General features: G+C 72.7%; 13 protein-coding genes and 1 rRNA gene. 8 read left to right on the forward strand and 6 right to left on the reverse strand.

The genetic code is table 11. The features are described from left to right. Positions 1-182 precede the first annotated feature (182 nt). A 5S ribosomal RNA gene (gene rrf, locus ACFV88_RS06660) occupies positions 183-299 on the forward strand. Positions 300-417: 118 nt separating this feature from the next. After that, positions 418-843, forward strand: coding sequence for a VOC family protein (locus ACFV88_RS06665; RefSeq protein ID WP_385486763.1), 426 nt, complete (start codon positions 418-420; stop codon positions 841-843). 13 nt (positions 844-856) lie between these two features. Here ACFV88_RS06665 and ACFV88_RS06670 read toward each other — a convergent pair whose 3' ends face one another. From ACFV88_RS06670 to ACFV88_RS06690, 5 genes are read right to left on the reverse strand one after another with little or no spacing between them, the layout of a single operon-like run. Next, positions 857-2,167: a DUF58 domain-containing protein gene (locus tag ACFV88_RS06670; protein WP_385486765.1), complete on the reverse strand. Its 1,311-nt coding sequence runs from the start codon at positions 2,165-2,167 to the stop codon at positions 857-859. An 11-nt stretch (positions 2,168-2,178) separates the two neighbouring features. Beyond that, a complete protein-coding gene (locus ACFV88_RS06675) occupies positions 2,179-3,168 on the reverse strand; it encodes an AAA family ATPase (protein ID WP_385486767.1) in 990 nt (329 codons plus the stop codon). Beyond that, on the reverse strand, positions 3,168-4,442 hold the full coding sequence (locus ACFV88_RS06680; protein WP_385486769.1) for a DUF4350 domain-containing protein: 1,275 nt from the start codon (positions 4,440-4,442) through the stop codon (positions 3,168-3,170). Before ACFV88_RS06680 ends, ACFV88_RS06675 begins: the two co-directional genes overlap by 1 nt. Continuing rightward, a complete protein-coding gene (locus tag ACFV88_RS06685) occupies positions 4,439-5,188 on the reverse strand; it encodes a DUF4129 domain-containing protein (protein ID WP_385486771.1) in 750 nt (249 codons plus the stop codon). The genes ACFV88_RS06680 and ACFV88_RS06685 overlap by 4 nt, the downstream gene beginning before the upstream one ends. A 5-nt stretch (positions 5,189-5,193) precedes the next feature. Then, on the reverse strand, positions 5,194-6,519 hold the full coding sequence (locus ACFV88_RS06690) for a hypothetical protein (RefSeq protein WP_385486773.1): 1,326 nt from the start codon (positions 6,517-6,519) through the stop codon (positions 5,194-5,196). A gap of 617 nt (positions 6,520-7,136) precedes the next feature. On the opposite strand from ACFV88_RS06690, the gene mtrA reads away from it, so the two are divergent. The 6 genes from mtrA to ACFV88_RS06720 all read left to right on the forward strand — a co-directional run bounded on the left by mtrA (position 7,137) and on the right by ACFV88_RS06720 (position 15,093). Beyond that, positions 7,137-7,826: a two-component system response regulator MtrA gene (gene mtrA, locus ACFV88_RS06695; protein ID WP_385486775.1), complete on the forward strand. Its 690-nt coding sequence runs from the start codon at positions 7,137-7,139 to the stop codon at positions 7,824-7,826. A gap of 1 nt (position 7,827) precedes the next feature. Then, entirely contained in the window at positions 7,828-10,140 is a 2,313-nt protein-coding gene (gene mtrB, locus ACFV88_RS06700; RefSeq protein WP_385486777.1) for an MtrAB system histidine kinase MtrB, read from the forward strand. A gap of 100 nt (positions 10,141-10,240) precedes the next feature. Then, on the forward strand, positions 10,241-12,022 hold the full coding sequence (locus ACFV88_RS06705; protein ID WP_385486779.1) for an LpqB family beta-propeller domain-containing protein: 1,782 nt from the start codon (positions 10,241-10,243) through the stop codon (positions 12,020-12,022). Between the two features lie 375 nt (positions 12,023-12,397). Further along, on the forward strand, positions 12,398-13,108 hold the full coding sequence (locus tag ACFV88_RS06710) for a ComF family protein (protein WP_385486781.1): 711 nt from the start codon (positions 12,398-12,400) through the stop codon (positions 13,106-13,108). A 330-nt stretch (positions 13,109-13,438) separates the two neighbouring features. Further along, positions 13,439-14,137, forward strand: a complete 699-nt coding sequence (hpf, locus tag ACFV88_RS06715) for a ribosome hibernation-promoting factor, HPF/YfiA family (RefSeq protein WP_385486783.1) — start codon at positions 13,439-13,441, stop codon at positions 14,135-14,137. 215 nt (positions 14,138-14,352) lie between these two features. Continuing rightward, positions 14,353-15,093, forward strand: a complete 741-nt coding sequence (locus tag ACFV88_RS06720; protein ID WP_385486785.1) for a response regulator — start codon at positions 14,353-14,355, stop codon at positions 15,091-15,093. A 119-nt stretch (positions 15,094-15,212) separates the two neighbouring features. Here ACFV88_RS06720 and ACFV88_RS06725 read toward each other — a convergent pair whose 3' ends face one another. Then, positions 15,213-16,391, reverse strand: coding sequence for a winged helix-turn-helix domain-containing protein (locus tag ACFV88_RS06725; RefSeq protein ID WP_385486787.1), 1,179 nt, complete (start codon positions 16,389-16,391; stop codon positions 15,213-15,215). Positions 16,392-16,513 lie beyond the last annotated feature (122 nt).

A 16,513-nucleotide genomic window follows, 5' to 3' on the forward strand; every position in this document is an offset into this window, starting at 1 on the left:
GTTGATAGGCCAGATATGGAAGCCGGGTGACCGGTGGAGTTGACTGGTACTAATAGGCCGAGGGCTTGTCCTCAGTTGCTCGCGTCCACTGTGTTGGTTCTGAAACCACGAACATCCAACACACCCTTCGATCCCCAAGTGTTTGGGTGATTGGGGTGTGTGCGGTGTGTGTTTCGTAGTGTTTCGGTGGTTATAGCGTGAGGGAAACGCCCGGTTACATTCCGAACCCGGAAGCTAAGCCTCACAGCGCCGATGGTACTGCAGGGGGGACCCTGTGGGAGAGTAGGACGCCGCCGAACAAATTTTGAATAAGAGAGCTGTGGGCTCTGGAGGGTTATTCCTCCGGGGCCCACAGCTCTTTTTTGCGTTCCGGACCTTTCCGGATCTCGCTGAAGGGCCCCTGTTAGGGTGCGGCCTGTGTCAGCCATCAAACAGTTCCAGGTCACCTTCGACTGTGCGCAACCCGAGCGGGTCGCCCGCTTCTGGTGCGAGGTGTTGGGGTACGTCGTAGTGCCGCCGACGGGGTTCGCCACGTGGGGCGACTTCAACCGTTCCCAGTTTCCCGAGGATCAGGGGGAGTGGTTCGCCTGTAGCGATCCCTCGGGTGCGGGTCCGCGGCTCTTCTTCCAGCGTGTTCCCGAGGGCAAGGTCGTGAAGAACCGGGTGCACCTCGATGTGCGGGTCGGCACCGGGCTGGTGGGCGAGGAACGCCTCGCCGCGCTCGAAGCCGAGTGCGCACGACTGCTCCCGCTCGGTGCGGTGCGCGTGCGACTCCTGTACGACGGCACCGATTCGTGCATCGTGATGCAGGACGTCGAGGGCAACGAGTTCTGCCTGGACTGAGCGGCCCCCGAACTCAGAGGCGGCCTGCTGCCTTCAGGGCCAGATAGGCGTCCGCCAGCGCGGGGGCCAGGGTGTCGGGGGTCGCGTCGACGACGGTCACACCATGGCGGCCCAGACGTTCGGCCGTCCGCCGCCGTTCCTCCTGGGCCTGCGCCGCTGCCGCCGCCTGGTAGACCGCGTCCACCGTTCCGCGGGCCCCGGCCATGGCAGCGATGTGCGGGTCCGCCACCGCGGCCAGCACCACGGTGTGGCGTCGGGTGAGTTGGGGGAGGAGCGGGAGCAGGCCCTCCTCGATCGGTGCCGCGTCCAGACCCGTCAGCAGCACGATCAGCGAGCGTCGCGGTGCGCAGCGCAACGCGGTCGCGGTCAGACTCCGTGCGTCCGTCTCGACGAGTTCCGGCTCCAGGGTGGCCATGGCGTTCACCAGGGCGGGCAGGAGCTTTCCCCCGGTCTTGCCCTGGACGAGGGCGCGTACCCGGCGGTCGTGGGCGAGCAGGTCGACGCGGTCACCCGCGCGGGACGCGAGGGCGGCGAGGAGCAGCGCCGCGTCCATGGAGGCGTCCAGGCGGGGGGCGTCGCCCACCCGGCCCGCCGAGGTGCGTCCGGTGTCGAGGACCAGCAGGATGTGGCGGTCGCGTTCGGGACGCCAGGTGCGGACCGCGACGGAGGAGTGCCGGGCGGTCGCCCGCCAGTCGATGGAGCGGGTGTCGTCACCGGGGACGTACTCGCGGAGGCTGTCGAACTCGGTGCCCTCACCGCGGGTCAGCACGCTGGTGCGGCCGTCCAGTTCGCGGAGTCGGGCCAGTTTGGACGGCAGGTGCTTGCGGCTGTGGAACGGCGGCAGCACCCGTACGGTCCAGGGCACCTCGTGGGAGCCCTGACGGGTGAACAGGCCCAGGGGGCCGTACGAGCGGATGGTGACGCGGTCGGCCCGGCGGTCGCCGCGGCGGGTGGGGAGCAACCGGGTGGTGACGCGGCGGCGTTCGCCGGGCGGCACGGTGAGCCGGTGCCGGGACGCGTCGGTTTCGGTGCCCGGTCGCCAGGTGCTCGGGGGCCAGGCGTCGCGGAGTCGGGCGCGCAGCGGGCGTCCGCCGGGGTTGGTGACGGTCAGGGTGACTTCCGCGGGGTCGCCGAGGCGTACGGAGGTGTCCCCGGAGCGCGTCAGCCCCAGACGGCGCACGGGGGCGGCGAGCGCGAAGTCGCAGGCGCAGGCGAGCGCCAGTGGGGTGTTGACGGCGAGGACGCCCGTCCAGCTCGGGTCCCAGAGGCCGACGGGCAGGGTGCCGATGGCCGCCAGCAGGGCGGCGCGTCCGGTGAAGGCCATGGGTCCTCGGTTCAGCGGGGTACGGGGACGTGGGCGAGGATCGAGGTGATGACGGAGTCCGCGGTCACGCCCTCCATCTCCGCTTCGGGACGCAACTGCACCCGGTGCCGCAGGGTGGGCAGGGCCAGGGCCTTCACGTCGTCGGGGGTGACGTAGTCGCGGCCGGTGAGCCAGGCCCAGGCGCGGGCCGTCGACAGGAGGGCCGTGGCGCCGCGGGGGGAGGCCCCGAGGGTCAGGGACGGCGAGTCGCGGGTGGCGCGGCAGATGTCGACGACGTAGGCCGCGATCTCCGGGGAGACGGAGGTCTTGGCGACGGCGTCGCGGGCGGTTTCCAGCGCGGCGGCGTCGGTAACGGGGCGTACGCCGGCGGCGTGCAGGTCGCGCGGGTTGAAGCCGGCGGCGTGGCGGCGCAGGACGTCGATCTCGTCCTGCCGTTCGGGCAGCGGGACCGTCAGTTTCAGCAGGAAGCGGTCCAGTTGGGCCTCGGGCAGGGGGTAGGTTCCCTCGTACTCCACGGGGTTCTGGGTCGCTGCGACGAGGAACGGGTCCGGGAGGGGGCGCGGGGTGCCGTCGACGGTGACCTGGCGTTCCTCCATGGCTTCGAGGAGGGCCGACTGGGTCTTCGGCGGGGTGCGGTTGATCTCGTCGGCGAGGAGGAGGTTCGTGAAGACGGGGCCGGGCTGGAAGGAGAACTCGGTGCTGCGGGCGTCGTAGACGAGGGAGCCGGTGATGTCGCTCGGCATCAGGTCGGGGGTGAACTGGACGCGTTTGGTGTCGAGTTCCAGGGATGCGGCGAGGGCCCGGACGAGGAGCGTCTTGGCGACGCCGGGGACGCCTTCGAGGAGGACGTGGCCGCGGCACAGGAGGGCGACGACCAGGCCGGTGACGGCGGAGTCCTGACCGACCACGGCCTTGGCGATCTCGGTGCGCAGGGCCTCCAGGGAGGCGCGGGCGTCGCGGGGATCTCCGGTGGTACCGGCGTTGTCAGTGGTCGGGTCCATCATGAAGTGCGTACCTCTCTTTCGAGGGCGTCGAGTTGGTCGGCGAGGGTGAGGAGGGCCGCGTCGTCGCCCGGGGGCGGCCCGAAGAGCAGGGTGTGCAGGTCGGGTGCGGTCGGTCCGGTGCGGTCGGTCCGGGCGGACAGCGCGGGGAGCAGGGATTCGGGGGTGTGCGCGAGGGCGGGCGGGACGCCGAGGAGGGGGGCGAGGCGGCTGCGGGTGGCGGATCGGAGGGCGGCCGAGGCGCGGTCGCGGGCGTTGGCCTTGCGGTAGAGGCGGGCGCGGCCTTCGGTGGTTTCGGAGGCCCGGATCGCGACGGGGAGGCGTTCGGGGACGAGAGGGCCGAGTCGGCGTGCCCGCCACAGGGCGACGAGGGCCATGGCGATGCCCAGTTGGAGGGTGGCCCAGCGCCAGCCGGACGGGACGAGCTCGGTGAAGCTGCGGTCGCCGGCCCCGAGGGCGTCGTCGGAGAGCGTGGGGAGGTACCAGACCAGATGGGGTCGGGAGCCGAGGAGTTGCAGGGCGAGGGAGGCGTTGCCGTGTTCGTCGAGCCGCTCGTTGTGGAGGAGGTCGGGGGCGCCGATGACGACGGTGTCCCCGCTGCGCTCGCCGGTCGTCCCGTTGCTGCCGTCGGTGCCGTTGGGGGGGTGCGTCGTCCGGTCGTCCGGTGCGGTGCTCGGGAGGCTGACCAGGGTGGGCAGGCCGTCGCTCGGGTAGCAGGTGCGGGCGTCGGGGGCGGTGACGCGGTAGCGGTGGCCGCCGGTGTCGGCGTTGCCCGCGCGAGCGGCGGCGGGCAGTGCGCAGTCCGGGTCGAGGGTCCGGTCGATGCTGGGGGAGAGGTCGACGGTGACGCCGGGTGCGAGGGCGCTGGCGGAGGGGCCGGGGGCGACCAGGACGGTGAGTCCGCCGGAGCGTTCGGTGGCGGTGCGCAGGCGCTGTTGCTGGGCTTCGCCGAGCAGGTCGGGGCCGGCGATCAGCAGGGTGGTGTCGGGGCCGGTGGCGGCGACGGCCTCGTCGGTGGTGGTGACGACCCGGGTGTCGACGCCCCGGTCGGCGAGGAGTTCGGCGACGGCGAGGCTGCCGAGGGGTTCGGCGGAGCGCGGGTCGAGCTGTCCGCGTTGGGCGCCGGAGCGCACCAGGGCGATGGTGACGGCGGCGACGAGGAGGACCGCCAGGCCGATCAACAGTCCGCGGGAGCCTGTCCACACCTGGCGGGCGGTCAGGGAGGCCGAAGTGGACGGACCAGGCGGGGTGGTCGGGGGCGTGGTCCGGGTCATGCGGCGCCCCCTCGGGTCCGGTCGGCGTCGGGGCCGCCGGGGTGGCCGGCGGTGGCCGCGTCCGCGAGGACGGGTCGGGTGCGCTGGAGTTCGGTGTCGAGTTCCGCGAGCCGTGCGTACCCGGCGCCGTCGGTGGTGCGTCCGCCGTACGTCACGTCGTCGAAGGAGCGGGCGGCGTCCCGTAGCCGGTCGGCGTGGCCGGGCAGCGGGCGGCCCGCTTCGGCGGCGGCCTCGTCGGCGGTGCGACCGGGCCGGGCGTCGAGGAGGGCCCGTTCCTCCAGGGACCGGACCACGGCGCGCATCCGTTCCTGGAGGGCCGGGTTCCAGTCGCCCCGGGCGGCGTGGGCCTCGGCGGCGGCCCGGTGTTCGGCGGCGCTGCGCGGCACCTCGCCGAAGAGGGGCGCCGAGGTGACGGGCGTACGGGTGGGGGAGCCCAGGCGCCACCACAGGGCGGCGACGAGCGCGACGACGAAGAGCAGCAGGACGACCAGTCCGGCGGCGCCGCCGGGGGCGACCCCGGAAGCGGCGCCGAACAGGTCCTCGACCCAGTCGAGGAACGCGTCCAGGGCCCGCTGGAACAGGCTCGGGGCGTGTTCCTGGTAGACGGGCCTGGACAGTTCGTCCTCGGCGGCCTCCCGCGCGGGGTCGCGCGGGGTCGTCAGCGGTGGTGCGTCGTCGCCGGCGAGCAGGCCCCGCCGTGCGCCCACCGGTGGCGTGGTGGTGAGCGTTCCCCCCGTCGCGCCCACGGGCGTCAGTGCCCCGGGGCCGGGCCGCCGGTGGCGGTGCCCTGGTCGGGTACGCCCGCCGCGCGGGCCAGTTCCAGGTCGAGGCCCTCGCGGCGGATGCGCTGGTCGATGTAGAGGAGCACGGTGATGCCGGCGGTGACGGGGAACGTCAACGTGGACGCGACGACCGCGCCGACTCCGCTGATGATGAGGAACGTCCAGCTGCCGCCGGTGGTGTTGAGGAGCCCGGACGCGCCGCCGCCGTCGACGATCGCGGCGATGACGGTGAACGGGATGGCGATGATCGAGGCGAGGATGTTCGCGAGGACGCCCGCGAGGAGGGTGATGCCGAAGATGCGCCACCAGGCGCCCTGCACCAGCTTCAAGGAGCGGCCCATCGACTTGCCGAGGCTCTGCTTCTCCAACATGAGGGCGGGCGAGGCGAGCGACAGGCGGATCATCATCCAGATGGCGACGACGAGCGCGGCGAGACCGCCGAGGACGGCGAGCAGCACTCCGTTGCCGCCGTTGACGGAGACGAGGATGCCGGGGGTCACCCCGATGCCGACGATGCTGACGGGGATCACCAGCAGCAGCAGCGTCAGCCCGAAGAGGCGGGGCAGCTGGGGCCGGGCGTCCGCCCACGCTTCGGCGGTGGACACCGGCTTGCCGAGCACCGCGCGGCTGGTGACCATCGTCAGCAGGGCGGTGGCGAAGATCGTGCCGAGCAGGGTGATCACGAGTATCGCGCCCAGGCTGGCGAAGACGCCCACCAGGGCCTCGCCGACCTCCTCGATGGAGGCGCTGGAGTCGTCCAGGGCGGTCGTGTCTATCTCGTTGAGGAGGTAACCCTGAGCCAGGACGGCCACGACCTGGGTGACCACGGAGACGGTCAGCGCGATGCCGAGGACCGTGCGCCAGTAGGTGCGCATGGTGGAGACGGTGCCGTCGAGGAGTTCGCCGACGCCGAGCGGGCGCAGCGGGATCACCCCGGGCTTCGCGAAGTGCGGGCGCCCCTGCCAGCCCCAACCGGGGCCCGGCTGGCCCGGTGCTCCCCAGCCTGGGCCGCCCGGTCCGGGGCCGCCCCAGCCTGGGCCCGCCGGACCCTGACCGCCCCAGCCGGGGGCGCCGCCGGGCTGCTGACCCTGTGGCGGCGGGGACGGGGCCGGGCCGGCCTGGCCGGCGTCCGGAGCGGACCAGTCGCCGGCGGGCGGCTGCTCCTTCGACCACTTCGAGGCAGGACCCGCTGCGTCCGTCGGACCGTCCGCGGGCACGCCGGGGCGCCCGGCGCCGCGGTCGTCGCCGTCGGAGGAGGCGGATCCGGGCGAGGCCCAGCCCGGAGTGTCGTTCATCGTCGCTCCTTGTTCGTCGCGGTCCGCGGGTGCGGGGGCGGTGAAGCAGCCATCGTGCCACGACGGGCTGCCGGGCGGACCGGGTGGACCGGACGCCCCGTGACCGGTAGACCTTCACTGTCGGACGGGGAAGGGACGGACTGGGCGGATGGCCGATCGGCACGGGCCGCGGAACGGGGACGTCCGCGGCGGCGCGAGGAGGCCGTCCGGCCGACGGTTCGGTGACGGACGCGGTGGGGAGCTATCCGCTCACGGCGTTCGTACGGTGCCCGTGGGCGCCGTGCCCCGAGCGGTGCCCCCCGCACCACCAGGAGCCGCCCCGGCACGCCGTACGGGGCCGTTCCCGGAGCGGGAGCAGCCGTCCGTCCCGTACGGTGCCCGAGATCCGGGCGCCGCACCGGACGGCGGGGGTGAACCGCGAACGAACGACGGACGACGGGGTGCCAGGACTGCGGTCCGGGGCCCGTGGTCCCGCCACGGTCCGCCCGCCGTGGAGAGTCGGTGACCGGCCTTCCGGCCGGTCACCGCACAGGTGGGCGCCTCGTCGCCCACCGTCACAGCACCGGCACGCGCCGGTCTGTGTGTCAGGTCACGCCAGGTAACGATGAGCTAATGGGATGATGTCGTTTATGAAGGGACGAGTCCTTGTCGTCGACGACGACACAGCACTGGCCGAGATGCTCGGCATCGTGCTGCGTGGTGAAGGTTTTGAACCGTCGTTCGTCGCAGACGGCGACAAGGCGCTGGCCGCCTTCCGGGAGGCCAAGCCGGATCTGGTGCTCCTCGATCTGATGCTGCCCGGCCGCGACGGCATCGAGGTGTGCCGTCTGATCAGGGCGGAATCCGGAGTACCGATCGTCATGCTCACAGCAAAGAGCGACACGGTCGACGTCGTCGTGGGCCTGGAGTCCGGGGCCGACGACTACATCATCAAGCCCTTCAAGCCGAAGGAGCTCGTCGCCCGCATCCGGGCCCGACTGCGGCGCTCGGAAGAACCCGCACCGGAACAGCTGGCCATCGGGGACCTCGTCATCGACGTCGCCGGTCACTCGGTGAAGCGGGACGGCCAGTCCATCGCCCTGACCCCGCTGGAGTTCGACCTGCTGGTCGCGCTCGCCCGCAAGCCGTGGCAGGTGTTCACCCGCGAGGTCCTGCTGGAGCAGGTCTGGGGCTACCGGCACGCCGCGGACACCCGGCTCGTCAACGTCCACGTGCAGCGGTTGCGCTCCAAGGTCGAGCAGGACCCCGAGCGCCCCGAGATCGTGGTGACCGTGCGCGGCGTCGGCTACAAGGCCGGACCCAGCTGACATGCCCAGGGACGACAGCACCGTCTCGGCCCCGGCACCCGGTGTTCCGGGTGCCGGGGCCGCCCGGCCTGTCGCCCGGAACACCCCGCGCGCCCGGCTCCGGCAGCTCCTCGACAGCGGACTCTTGCTCCAGGGCGGCGTCCAGGGCAGCCCCGTCCTGAGGCTCTTCGCCCGCTGGGTGCGCCGCCCACTGCTGCCCGCGCTGCGGCTGTGGCGCCGCAACATCCAACTCAAGGTCGTCGTGACGACCCTGCTGATGTCCCTCGGCGTCGTGCTGCTGCTCGGCTTCGTCGTCATCGGCCAGGTCCGCAACGGCCTCCTCGACGCCAAGGTCACGGCCTCCCAGAGCCAGGCCTCCGGCGGGTTCCAGGACGCCGAGTCCCGCGCCAGGTCCGCCGGCGAGGCCACCCCCGAGGGCGGCGCCCCGGACGGGTCGCCCGGGCAGAACGCCGCGATCTGGCTCAACGACCTCGTTCAACAGCTGTCCAGCAGCGGACAGGGCGCCTTCAACGTCGTGACCCTCTCGCCGCTCGACGACGGCGGCACGGGCACCGGCACGGGAACCGGCAGCGCCCGCGCCCCCCGCGGCTCCGGCAACGTCGACGCGGCCGCCAGCGTCCCCGCGACCCTGCGCGAACGCGTCGACAACCACACCGGCGCCTCGCAGAGCTACACCCGCATCGTCTACAACGACGGCCGCCCCTCCCAGCCGGGCCTCGCCATCGGCAAGCAGCTCAGCAGTCCGCAGACCGACCGCTACGAGCTGTACTACCTCTTCCCGCTGACCCAGGAGGAGAAGTCCCTCAGCCTGGTCAAGGGCACCCTCGCCACTGCCGGGCTCTTCGTCGTCGTCCTCCTCGGCGCCATCGCCTGGCTCGTCGTGCGGCAGGTCGTCACCCCCGTCCGCATGGCCGCGGGCATCGCCGAACGGCTCTCCGCCGGGCACCTCCAGGAACGCATGAAGGTCACCGGCGAGGACGACATCGCCCGCCTCGGCGAAGCGTTCAACAAGATGGCGCAGAACCTCCAGCTCAAGATCCAGCAGCTGGAAGAGCTCTCCCGCATGCAGCGCCGGTTCGTGTCCGACGTCTCCCACGAACTGCGCACCCCCCTCACCACCGTGCGGATGGCCGCCGACGTCATCCACGAGGCCCGCGAGGACTTCGACCCCGTCACGGCGCGCTCCGCGGAACTGCTCGCCGATCAGCTCGACCGGTTCGAGGCGCTGCTCGCCGACCTGCTGGAGATCAGCCGGTTCGACGCGGGCGCCGCGGCCCTGGAGGCCGAGCCGATAGACCTGCGCGAGGTCGTCCGCCGGGTCGTCGGCGGCGCCGAACCCCTGGCCGAGCGCAAGGGCACCCGGGTACGGGTCGTCGGCGACCAGCAGCCCGTCGTCGCGGAGGCCGACGCCCGACGCGTCGAGCGGGTCCTGCGCAACCTCGTCGTCAACGCCGTCGAACACGGCGAGGGCCGCGACGTCGTGGTCCGGCTCGCCGCCGCGGGCGGCGCGGTCGCCGTCGCCGTGCGCGACTACGGCGTCGGACTCAAGCCCGGCGAGGCCACCCGCGTCTTCAGCCGCTTCTGGCGTGCCGACCCGGCCCGTGCGCGCACCACCGGCGGAACCGGCCTCGGCCTGTCGATCGCCCTGGAGGACGCACGGCTGCACGGCGGCTGGCTCCAGGCGTGGGGCGAGCCGGGCGGCGGCTCCCAGTTCCGGTTGACCCTGCCCCGCACCGCCGACGAGTCGCTGCGCGGCTCCCCGATACCGCTGGAACCCGAGGACTCACGACGCAACCGGGAGGCGGGACCGCCCGCAGCGGCGACGACCGGGGGCGGCCCGACCGGCGGCAGGTCGACCGCGGGCAGGCTGACGACCGTACCGGCGCAGGGCGCCACCACAACGGGCACCGGCGCCGAACGGCCCGGGGTCTCCGGGATATCCGGCGTCTCCGGGATATCGGGCATGCCGTCCCCGCCGCCGCGCTGCGGCCCGGCCGTGGACCCGGCGGCCCTCCCCAGCAACGGCGCCCGGGTCGTCCCCCGCCCGACGGACCCGCCACGCGGCGACACCGTCCCGAACGAGACCGTTCGGAACGAGACCCCCAGGGGCGGAGCGTCCCAGGGCGGAGCCTCCCGGAACGGGCCCGCACCCGGGGGCGGGGGCGCACGAACGGCGCACGGCGGAGCAACGGCCGGCACGGCGCTGGCCGACACGAACAACGCAGACGACACGAACAACGCAGCCGGTGCGACCAGTGCGACCGGTGCGGTGAGCACGGACAACACGGCGAACGGGGAGGGGGCCCGTGGCTGAGCCCGGACCACGGCGAGGTCGCGGCGCACGCGGGGCCCGGATCCGGTGGCGCGGCACCGTGCTGGCCTGCTGCGGCGCCCTGCTCGCGGGGTGCGCCTCCATGCCCGACAACGGCGACCTGCGCGGAGTCGACGCCTCCCAAATGCCCGAGTCGCAGGTCAGGGTCTTCGCGATGCCGCCCCGCGACAACGCCGAGGCCGCGGAGATCGTCCAGGGCTTCCTGGAGTCCCTGACCAGCGACGACCCGCAGTTCGAAATGGCCCGCAAGTACCTCACCAAGGAAGCGTCCGAGGAGTGGCGCCCCGAGAGTGCGACGTCGGTGCTCGCCGACGGCCCCCACACCACGCCCGAACGCCCGGGCAACAAAGGCACCCAGGTCTACACGCTCACCGGCACCCGGGTCGCCACCGTCGACGCCCAGCAGGCGTACCGCCCCGCCGACGGCACGTACAGCCAGCCCGTCCACCTGACCAAGGACAGCGCTTCCGGGAACCAGTGGCGCATCGACCGGCCGCCCCGCGGCGTCGTCCTCGGCGAGTCCGACTTCCTGCGCATCTACCGGCCCGTCAACAAGTACTACTTCGCCGACGACGGCTCCCCGGGACAGGGGCAGGAACGCCTCGTCGCCGACCCGGTGTACGTCCGCCAGCGCGTGGACCCGGTCACCCAGACCGTACGGCTGCTGCTGGACGGGCCCACCCAGTGGCTGGCGCCGGTCGTCCGCTCGGAGTTCCCGAGCCGCGTGCGCCTCAAGAGCGGCACCAAGTCGCTGGCACCCGACAGTCACAACACGCTCAAGGTGCCGCTGGAACCCGCCGCGAACGGGGTCGGACAGCCGCAGTGCACCAAGATGGCCGCCCAACTGATCTTCACCCTCCAGGACTGGGCCGCGAACGGCATCGAAGAGGTGGAGATCCAGCGCTCCGACGGTTCGCCGCTGTGCCGCCTCACCGCGGACCGCGCAGAGACCGTCGCCCCGCACCGCACCGCCGGTCGCCCCGACTACCAGTACTTCCTCGACGCCAAGAAGCGGCTGGTCCGCCTCCCGGGCGTCAGCACCGGCGCCGACCCCGAACCCGTACCCGGACCGCTCGGCACCGAACAACAGTCGCTCAGCACGGTGGCCGTCTCGCGTGACGAGGAGCGGGCCGCCGGGGTCTCCCTGGACGGCCGCAAGCTCTACGTCGGGGCGCTCGCCGCCGCGGCCTCGCTCGGCGAACCCGTGCTGCGCAGCAGGGCCAAGGAGGAGAAGGACGGTTTCACCACCCCGAGTTGGGACGGCCGCGGTGACCTGTGGGTCGCCGACAAGGACCCGCGCAACCCGCGGCTCTACCTGCTGCACCAGGGCGCGGGGGCGCCGGTCACCGTCCGGATACCGGGCATGGAGGGCAGCCGGATCGAAGCGGTGCGCGTCGCCGCCGACGGGGTGCGCATCGCGCTGCTCGTGGAGCAGAACGGCCAACGGACGCTACGGATCGGCCGGGTCGAGCGGGACCGGTACGACGGTGCGGCGGCGGGCCGCGGCGACGGGAGCACCGAGGGCGGCGAGCCCGGGGTCCCCGAGGTCGCCGTGCTGGAACCGCGGGCGGTGGCACCCCAGTTGGAGGAGGTCACGGCCATGTCCTGGGCGGGCGGCAGCCGACTGGTCGTGGTCGGCCGGGAAAGCGGCGGTGTGCAGCAGATCCGGTACGTGCACACGGACGGTTCCACTCCGGCGAGCGGGGCGCTGCCCGGGCTCACCGGCATCCAGGAGATCGCCGCGAGCGACGACGACCGGCTGCCGCTGGTCGCCCACTCCGACGACGGGATCGTGCGGCTGCCCCCCGGGGAGCCCTGGCGCACGGTGCTGAAGACCGGGAGCTCGCCCGTATACCCGGGGTGACCCCCCGCCCCGCCCCACCGCCCCCGAGGCCGGTCCGTGTCCGGTGCACCCGGCCGGCCGGGTGCGCGTGACGGCCCGACGGCCCGGGTGGCGTGATCGCCCGGGCGGTGTCCGTCGCGCGGCGGTCCCGGGCGTCCCGTCCCCGGGCGACCCGATCGGGTGATCCGGTGCGCAGGAGGGCGGGAGCACCGAGGAGCGGCGCCCGCGCGGCCCCTCCCGGTGGGGCGGCGGCGCGAGGACACCGTTGCCCGCCGATGCGGATCGCACCTTCGGACCACTGTACGTATCCGCTGGTCAGAGCAGTCAGGTCGAGTTATCCACAGGCCCTTGTCCACAGGGGTGGCCGACTCCCCCCACCCTTGGCACAGTGGAGTCATGCGGCGCTGCTGGCAGGACTTCACCGACTTGGTACTGCCGACCGGGTGCGGCGGCTGCGGTACCCCCCGAACGGCACTGTGCGCACGGTGCCGGGTCCGGCTGACCGGAGGGACACCGCAGCGGGTGCGTCCACGGCCCGAGCCGTTCGGGCTGCCGGTGGTGCACGCGGCGGCGCCGTACGAGGGGCCGGTGCGCGAGCTGGTGCTCGCGCACAAGGAGCGAGGCGCCCTCGGCCTGGCGAGGCCGTTGGGCGAGGCGCTGGCGGGGGCGGTGGGGGGAGGGGAGGGGGTGGGGGGAGCCCCCCGGACGATCCACCTGGTCCCCGTACCCTCCTCACGAGCCGCGACCCGCGCCCGGGGACACGATCCGACGCGCCGCATCGCTTTGGCGGCGGCCGGGTCGCTGCGGCGGGCCGGACGGGTCGCGCAGGTGGTGCCCGTGCTGCGGCAACGGCGCGGCGTGGTGGACCAGGTGGGCCTCAGCACGCGGGAGCGCCGGGCGAACCTGGACGGTGCCCTCTACGTGGTCACGGGAGGTGACGCATTGTTCTCGGAAAGTGGGCGAGTGGTGATCGTGGACGATGTGATGACGACCGGCGCGTCATTGACGGAAGCTGCTCGTGCATTATCGGGCGTGGGCGGGGTAAAAGACTTGACTGCCGTCGTCGTGGCCGCCCCTCCGGATTCTTTCGAAATGAATCGGAACTGACCGGGAAGGTGCTTCGTTGCAGGTAGTGACAGGTTCAATTCGCAGGAACGGAGGTGTGACGGCAGAGAGGGTGACGCCATCCGTCCGAGCGAGATATGTTCGGTTGTGAGGGAAAGGCAGACGCCGGACCTCGTATATCGGAATGCCGTGTCTGTGTCCTGGGGTTCTGTGGTTTTTCAGAATCATCCAGGGGCGGTGGGTGGAGATCTTGTCCTCGGGGGAGGAGGAGGTGAAGGTCACCGAGTCCGTGGCCTCGGGAATCACCGGGGCCTGGTGCAAGAGGGAGACGCCCCGCCGAGTGGGTGGGGCCATCCGGGAACGGAGTTCTGCGTGGACATCGTCGTCAAGGGCCGCAAGACCGAGGTGCCCGAGCGGTTCCGGAAGCACGTGGCCGAGAAGCTGAAGCTGGAGAAGATCCAGAAGCTCGACGGCAAGGTGATCAGCCTCGACGTCGAGGTGTCCAAGGAGCCCAACCCCCGGCAGGCCGATCGGTCCGACCGGGTGGAGATCACGCTCCGCACCCGCGGCCCGGTGATCCGGGCGGAGGCGGCGGCCAGCGACCCGTACGCGGCACTCGACCTGGCGACGGACAAGCTCGAGGCGAGGCTGCGCAAGCAGCACGACAAGCGGCGCACCCGCCGCGGCAACGGCCGCATCCCCGCGGCCGAGGTCGCCGACGTGGTCCCCGACGCCGCGCATCTCAACGGGGACGGCACCATCGCCCGGGACGAGGAGCCCGACGGCGGCGGGGTGCCCGTCCGGAAGATCGGGTCGCTGGAGGTCAAGGGCGACGGCCCCCTCGTCGTCCGCGAGAAGACCCATGTGGCGGCCCCGATGAGCCTCGACCAGGCGCTCTACGAGATGGAGCTGGTCGGGCACGACTTCTATCTCTTCGTCGATTCCGAGACGAAGGAGCCCAGTGTCGTTTACCGACGGCACGCCTACGACTACGGTGTCATCCACCTCTCGACGGACACGATGGTCACGCACATCGAATCGGCGGGCGCGGGCGGCGCGCTCGGCGGCTGACACCGGCCACCACGACCCGAAGGCGTGCCCCCGGGGAGCCTGTGCGCCCCCGGGGGCACCCCCGTGCTACGGGTCGTCGGACGTCACTGTCGCCGCAAGGCCGTCCGGGCATGAAATCATGTCTGCTACGTCAACCGGGTTGCTGCCGCCCCGGGTTGGCGGCGCACCAGTCGGGCGGCGCCCAGCGGGGCCGATGGCCTTCAGGGGGAGGAACGATGGCGGACAGCTTCGGACCGATGCGCGACGAGGACGCCCACGGCGTCGTCGGCATGGGCCCGGCCGATGGCACCCGCAAGGAGCCCATCCGGGTGCTGGTGGTCGACGACCACGCGCTGTTCCGCAGAGGGCTGGAGATCGTGCTGCACGCCGAGGAGGACATCCAGGTCGTCGGCGAGGCGGGCGACGGGGCCGAGGCGGTGGACAAGGCTGCCGACCTGCTGCCGGACATCGTGCTGATGGACGTGCGGATGCCCAAGCGGGGCGGCATCGAGGCGTGCACCTCCATCAAGGAGGTGGCCCCCAGCGCGAAGATCATCATGTTGACGATCAGCGACGAGGAGGCCGACCTCTACGACGCGATCAAGGCCGGGGCGACGGGCTACCTGCTCAAGGAGATCTCCACGGACGAGGTGGCGACGGCGATCCGCGCGGTGGCCGACGGCCAGTCGCAGATCAGTCCTTCGATGGCCTCCAAGCTGCTCACCGAGTTCAAGTCGATGATCCAGCGCACGGACGAGCGCAGGTTGGTGCCCGCGCCCCGACTCACCGACCGCGAGTTGGAGGTCCTGAAGCTGGTGGCCACCGGCATGAACAACCGGGACATCGCCAAGGAGCTCTTCATCAGCGAGAACACGGTGAAGAACCACGTGCGCAACATCCTGGAGAAGCTCCAGCTCCACTCCCGGATGGAGGCCGTGGTCTACGCCATGCGCGAGAAGATCCTGGAGATCCGCTAGCGCGCCGGGCGGCCCGCCGTCCCCGTCAGGCGGCCCGTCGAAGCCCCGTTCCCGTACGGCGCCCGGGCTCCGTACGTCCTCGTCCGGCGCCCCGGGCCCCGCCCCGTACGGCGGTGGGGTCAGCGCAGCGCGGCCGTCAGCGCCGCGGCCAACTCCGGCCGGTCGACGCGCTCCACGCGCACGTCCTCGCAACCGACCCACTCCGCGGCCTCCCGCAGGGCCTGCGCCATGGGCGCGACGGCCTTGGGGGTGTCCAGGGACACCTGCTTGGCGACGAGGGTGCGCCCGTCACGAGCCGGGTCGACCCGGCCGAGGAGCCGTCCACCGGAGAGCAACGGCATCGCGAAGTAGCCGTGGACCCGCTTGGGCTTCGGTACGTACGCCTCGAGGCGGTGGGTGAAGCCGAAGATCCGTTCCGTCCGGGCGCGTTCCCAGATCAGCGAGTCGAACGGGGACAGCAGCGTCGTGCGGTGGCGTCCGCGGGGGGAGGTCTCCAGCGCGGCCGGGTCGGCCCAGGCGGGGCGGTCCCAGCCGGCGACCGTCACCGGGACGAGTCCGGAGTCGGCGAGCACCGAGTCGACCTGCTCGCCCTTGAGCCGGTGGTAGTCGGCGATGTCGGTGCGGGTGCCGACGCCCAGGGACTGCCCGGCGAGCCGGACCAGCCGGCGCAGGCACTCGCGGTCGTCCAGCCCGTCGTGCAGCAGGCTGCTCGGGACGGCGCGTTCGGCGAGGTCGTAGACGCGCTTCCAGCCGCGTCGTTCGGTGCACACCACCTCGCCGTTCATCAGGGCGCGTTCCACGGCGACCTTGGAGGCCGACCAGTCCCACCACTCCCCGCCGTTCTTCGCGCCGCCCAGTTCCGTCGCCGTGAGGGGGCCCTCGGTGCGGAGCTGTTTGACGACCTGCTCGTAGGCGCCGTCCGGGAGGTCGTGGAACCACTGCGGGCGGTCGCGGAAGGCGCGGCGGCGGAACGCGAAGTGCGGCCACTCCTCGATGGGGAGGATGCACGCGGCGTGCGACCAGTACTCGAACGCGTGGGGCGCGCCGTCGGCCCCGGGCGTCCAGTACGCGCGGTCGACCACCGGACGGCCCACGGCGCCCAGGCGCGCGTACGGCACGAGTTCGTGGGAGCGGGCCAGGACCGAGATGGTGTCGAGTTGGACGGCGCCGAGGTGGCGCAGCACGCCCCGGACGCCCGCCCGTCGGTCGGGGGCGCCGAGGAACCCTTGGGCGCGCAGGGCGATGCGGCGGGCCTCGTCGGCGGAGAGTTCGGCGGCGGGACGCGGCAGGGCGGTCATACGTCGAACGATAGACGGCGCTGCTGACAGTGGGGGCGGCCCGGTGCGGGCATCGGCCCCGACCGCACGGCAGTTGTGCACCCCGGCCGGCCACCCCGGCCGCCCATCCCGGCGCAGCACAC

Source organism: Streptomyces sp. NPDC059816, from assembly GCF_042732055.1.
Lineage (GTDB): Bacteria > Actinomycetota > Actinomycetes > Streptomycetales > Streptomycetaceae > Streptomyces.